Annotated in this window: 2 protein-coding genes and 1 pseudogene; all 3 read right to left on the bottom strand. The window is 65.2% G+C overall.

Going from position 1 to position 4158, the window contains the following annotated elements; all coding sequences use genetic code 11:
* On the bottom strand, positions 1-240 hold a 240-nt coding region (locus EOA28_RS26940; RefSeq protein ID WP_281060926.1), incomplete at its 3' end, for an XdhC family protein.
* A 63-nt stretch (positions 241-303) separates the two neighbouring features.
* Positions 304-2652 carry a xanthine dehydrogenase molybdopterin binding subunit gene (gene xdhB, locus EOA28_RS26935; protein WP_127252094.1) on the bottom strand — a complete coding sequence of 783 codons (2349 nt, stop codon included), beginning with the start codon at positions 2650-2652 and terminating at the stop codon, positions 304-306.
* 193 nt (positions 2653-2845) lie between these two features.
* A pseudogene (gene xdhA / locus EOA28_RS26930) lies at positions 2846-4158 on the bottom strand (xanthine dehydrogenase small subunit); the annotation flags it as partial.

Raw genomic sequence — 4158 nt, 5'->3', positions numbered from 1 at the left:
GACAGCGTCCGACCCTCCCCACGAGGGGGAGGGTGAGGAGCGCAGAATCTGCCGCGCCTTGTCGATCGCCATATATTCGAGCTGGCCGCCGCCGATCGTGCCGAAAATGGCCGATGCCGAGACGAGCATGAAGGCGCCGGCCTCGCGCGGCGTCGAGCCCTTGGTGGCCGCGACCTCGACGAGCGCGACACGGCCGGTTTGGCCAAGGAACGCCTTCAGATCTTGCACTTTCGAGTTCATCGTCTGCATTTCCATCCCGGAAATATAGCGTTCTGCGCCTCGATTTGCACGTTCTAGGCGGATTCAGGCCGGCTGCGTGGCCTCCCGCTTCAGCCTCTCGATCACCATCAAGACACGCTCCGGTGTCGCCGGCGCGTCGAGGCGCGGACAGATCCTGTGATCCGCGACGCTCGCGACGGCGTCGGAAAGCGCATGCAGAACCGACATGCCGAGCGGGAAGGGCGGCTCGCCCACGGCCTTGGAGCGATGCACCGTCGGCTCGTTCGCTTCGGACCAGTCGGCCAACGTGACGTTGAAGATCTTCGGCCGGTCGGAGGCGAGCGGGATCTTGTAGGTCGACGGCGCATGGGTGCGCAGGCGCCCCTTGTCATCCCACCACAGTTCCTCGGTGGTCAGCCAGCCCATACCCTGGATGAAGCCGCCCTCGACCTGGCCGAGGTCGATGGCGCGGTTCAGCGAGCGGCCGGTCTCATGCAATATATCGGTGCGCTCGACCACATATTCGCCCGTCAGCGTGTCGACCGAGACCTCCGAGCAGGAGGCGCCATAGGCGAAGTAATAGAAGGGGCGGCCCTCGCCCTTGTCGCGGTTCCAATGGATCTTCGGCGTCTTGTAGAAGCCGGCCGCCGACAGCTGGATGCGGGCCATATAGGCCTGCTTGACCAGATCGCCGAAGGGTATCTCCTGATTGCCGATGCGGACGCGGTTGGGCAGGAACAGCACCTGGTCGCGCGGTACCTGGTACTTTTCCGAGGCGAAGTTGGTCAGCCGGTCCTTGATCTGGCGGGCGGCATTCTGCGCCGCCATGCCGTTGAGGTCGGAACCGGACGAGGCGGCGGTGGCCGAGGTGTTCGGCACCTTGCCGGTGGTCGTCGCGGTGATCTTCACCTGATCGAGGTCGATCTGGAACTCTTCCGCCACGACCTGCGCCACCTTGAGGTAGAGGCCCTGCCCCATCTCGGTGCCGCCATGGTTCAGATGCACCGAACCGTCGGTATAGACATGCACCAGCGCGCCGGCCTGGTTGTAATGCGTGGCGGTGAAGGAGATGCCGAACTTGACCGGCGTCAGCGCCAGTCCGCGCTTGATGAAGCGGCTGTTGGCGTTGAAAGCGCTGATCTCGCGCCGGCGCCGCGCATAGTTCGAGCTCGCCTCCAGCTCGGCGATGATGCGCTGGATGACATTGTCCTCGACCGTCTGGTGGTAGGGCGTGACGTTGCGATCGCTGGTCCCATAGAAATTCTTCTTGCGTATCTCGAGCGGGTCCTTGCCGAGCGCAAAGGCCACCTCGTCGATGACGCGCTCGGCGCCGACCATGCCTTGCGGGCCGCCGAAGCCGCGGAAGGCGGTGTTCGACACCGTGTTGGTGTAGAGCGGCGCCGACTGAGCGTGCACCGCCGGCCAGAAATAGGTGTTGTCGCAGTGGAACAGCGCGCGGTCGGTGACCGGGCCGGAGAGGTCCGAGGAGAAGCCGCAGCGCGCGGCGAACATGAAGTCGACGCCGAGGATGTTGCCATCGTCGTCGAAGCCAACCTCATAATCGATCAGGAAATCATGCCGCTTGCCGGTCGCGGTCATGTCGTCATCGCGGTCGGGCCGGATCTTGACCGCGCGATGATGGCGCTTGGCGGCGATCGCGGCGAGCACCGCGAACTGGTTGCCCTGCGTTTCCTTGCCGCCGAAGCCGCCGCCCATGCGGCGGATTTCCACCGTGATGGCGTTGCTCGGGATGCCCAGCGCATGGCTCACCATATGCTGGACTTCGCTCGGATGCTGGGTCGAGGAATAGATGGTGACGTCGTGGTCCTCGCCGGGCACGGCCATGGCGATATGGCCTTCGAGATAGAAATGTTCCTGGCCGCCGAGACGCATCTTGCCCTTGAGCCTGCGGGGCGCTGCCTTGATCGCCGCCGCCGCGTCGCCGCGCCTCAATGTGAGCGGCGGCGTGACAAGCTTGTCCTTGCGCGGGTCGAGCGCGCCGATGTCGGTGACGAAGGGCAGCTGCTCGTACTCGACCCTGACCAGCCTGGTGGCGCGGCGGGCCTGCTCGCGTGTCTCGGCGATGACGCAGAAGATCGGCTGGCCATAGAACTCGACCTTGCCGTCGGCGAGCACCGGCTCGTCATGACGGCCGGTGGGCGAAATGTCGTTCTCGCCCGGCACGTCCTTTGCCGTCAGCACATCGACGACGCCAGGCGCGGCGCGCACGGCCGAGAGGTTCATCTTCGTGATCGTCGCATGCGTCGCGGCGGACAGACCAAGGCAGCCATGCAGCGTGCCGGCCGGCTCCGGCATGTCATCGATATAGACGGCCGTGCCGCTGACATGCTTGTGCGCTGAATCATGGCGCTGGTCACTGGCGACGCCACCCGAGATCTTCTGGGCCTTGAGGTTGGGGACGTGCTTGGTCATTCAGCCTCCTTTCCTTCTCCCCGTTCACGGGGAGAAGGTGGCCCGAAGGGTCGGATGAGGGGCGGCGCTGACGTCGACGAGTTTGCAGAAAACGACCGGCGCCGGCGCCGCCCCTCATCTGCCTGCCGGCATCTTCTCCCCGTGAACGGGGAGAAGGACGGTACCCGCGACTGCTTGCACGCGTTGATTTGCATCAGGCAGCCTCGCTGCGCGAAACCTGGAGCGGCGCCTTGGTGCCGGTTGTCTCGACATAAAAGCGCAGCAGAAGGTTCTTCGCCGCCAGGGCCCGATATTCGGCGCTTGCCCGCATGTCGGTGAGTGGCGTGAAGTCACTGGCGTACTCGGCCATAGCAGCCTCCACAGTCGCTTCGCTCCAGACCTTCCCGATCAATGCATTCTCAACCGCCGCGGCGCGCTTCGGCGTCGCCGCCATGCCGCCATAGGCGATGCGGATGTCGGCCACCGTGCCGTCCTTGGCCAAGGTCAGATAGAAGGCGCCAAGCGTCGCGGTGATGTCCTCGTCGCGTCGCTTGGTGACTTTGTAGACGGCAAATTTTTCGCTGCCCGCCGGCACCGGCACATGCACCGCTTCGACGAATTCGCCTGGCTGCCGGTCCTGCTTGCCATAGGCGATGAAGAAGGTTTCGAGCGGGATCGTGCGGCGCTTCTTGCCCTTGCGCAGGGTAAGCTGCGCGCCGAGCGCGATCAGCGGCGGCGGCGTGTCGCCGATCGGCGAGCCGTTGGCAATGTTGCCGCCGATCGTGCCCATGTTGCGCACCTGTTCTCCGCCAATACGGTCGACCAGCGGTCCCAAAGCCGGGATGCGCTTCGACAGCGTCTCGAAGGCTTCGGTGTAGGTGACGCCCGCGCCGATGGTGATGACGCCGTCCTTCTCCGAGATGGCGCGCAGGCCGTCGAGACCGCCGATGAAGATCGCCGGCGAGATGTCGCGCATATGCTTGGTGACCCAGAGGCCGACATCGGTCGAGCCGGCGACGATGGCGGCGCCCGGCTCCTTTTCGAGCAGCCCTGCGAAATCGTCGACGCCGGCCGGCACGATCAGCCGCGCCTGCCCGACCCGATCTCGACTCTCGCGCTATCGCGCAATGCCTTCAGCCGCGCGGTGATGTCGTTGCGCTCCACCGCCAGCGGATCCTTCGCCGCCTTGCCGTAGCTCGAAATGGCATGCGCGGCGCGCATGATCGCCTCATAGCCGGTGCAGCGGCAAAGATTGCCCTGCAGCGCCTTTTCGATCGCGGCGTTGGACGGATCGGGCGTCTTCATCCACAGCCCGTAGAGCGACATGACGAAGCCCGGCGTGCAGAAGCCGCATTGCGAGCCGTGGAAATCGACCATCGCCTGCTGCACGGGGTGCAACTTACCAGGCTCGCCGCGCAGATGCTCGACGGTGACGACATGGGTGCCGTCGAGCGAGCCCACGAAACGGATGCAGGCATTGACGCTTTCATAGACCAGGCCGTCGCCGGCAAGCTTGCCGACCAGCAC

Origin of the sequence: Mesorhizobium sp. M2A.F.Ca.ET.067.02.1.1, from assembly GCF_004023285.1 — a bacterium.
Taxonomy (GTDB): domain Bacteria; phylum Pseudomonadota; class Alphaproteobacteria; order Rhizobiales; family Rhizobiaceae; genus Mesorhizobium.
This window is presented reverse-complemented; position numbering and strand designations above follow the sequence as displayed.